General features: G+C 45.8%; 1 protein-coding gene. It reads left to right on the top strand.

Going from position 1 to position 1,201, the window contains the following annotated elements:
• Nucleotides 1-1,201 (top strand): phosphoenolpyruvate synthase (ppsA, locus tag B3182_RS14375; RefSeq protein WP_292753251.1); only part of this gene is annotated, 1,201 nt, incomplete at both ends.

Genomic DNA, 1,201 nt, shown 5'->3' with positions numbered 1-1,201 from the left:
TCCAGATTTACATTGTTCAGGCTCGCCCGGAAACGGTTGAAAGCCGCAGTGTAAATGTTACTGAGCAATTCATTTTAAAAGATAAAGGTGAATTGTTGGCCCGTGGTCGCGCCATTGGTAGGAAAATTGGCAGTGGTCGGGTTCGGATTCTGAGCAGCCTCGATCAGATGGATCAATTTGAAGCGGGCGATGTATTACTAACAGATATGACGGATCCTGATTGGGAACCGATCATGAAAAAAGCGGCGGCGATTATTACTAATCGTGGTGGTCGCACCTGTCATGCCGCTATCATTGCACGTGAATTAGGTATCCCGGCTGTAGTAGGCTGTGGCGATGCTACTGAAAAAGTTGCTGAAGGCATTTCAGCCACAGTTTCCTGTGCCGAAGGTGATGAAGGTTATATTTATCAGGGACTGCTTGAGTTTGAACATCGGGTTCAGTCTTTGGACCAAATGCCTGAGTTACCCGTCAAAATTATGATGAATGTGGGGAATCCTGACCGTGCATTCAGCTTTTCACAACTCCCTAATGACGGTGTTGGTCTGGCTCGGCTGGAATTCATTATAAATAATATGATCGGTATTCATCCGAAAGCATTGATGGCCGCCGATAAAATGGATGCGGAAGTACAACAGGTTATCCGCGAAAAAACTACTGCTTATGGCGACCCGGTTGAGTTTTATATCAGCCGTATTACGGAAGGTGTTTCGACTATTGCTGCGGCATTTTATCCATCCAAAGTGATTGTGCGTATGTCCGATTTTAAATCGAATGAATATGGCAACCTCGTTGGTGGCGCTGAATTTGAACCACACGAAGAAAATCCCATGATTGGTTTCCGTGGGGCAGCACGCTACAGCTCTCCGGAATTCGAGGCCTGCTTTGAATTGGAATGTGAAGCGATCAAGCGTGTCCGTGATGTCATGGGTTTAACCAATGTTGAAGTCATGATTCCTTTTGTACGGACGTTGAGTGAAGCTGAAGCCGTCATCAAAATTTTGAAAAAGAATGGTCTGGAACGCGGTAAAAATGGCCTGCGGTTGATCATGATGTGTGAATTACCATCCAATGCAGTACTGGCAGATCAATTTCTGGAATTCTTTGATGGCTTTTCAATCGGGTCTAACGATATGACTCAGCTGACATTGGGGCTCGACCGGGATTCTGCACAAATTGCCGCAGCATTTGATGAACGTGA

This window comes from Methylophaga sp. UBA4204 (genome assembly GCF_002379485.1).
Taxonomy (GTDB): domain Bacteria; phylum Pseudomonadota; class Gammaproteobacteria; order Nitrosococcales; family Methylophagaceae; genus Methylophaga.
The sequence above is the reverse complement of the archived record's forward strand: the minus strand, read 5'-3'. Positions and strand labels throughout refer to the sequence as shown.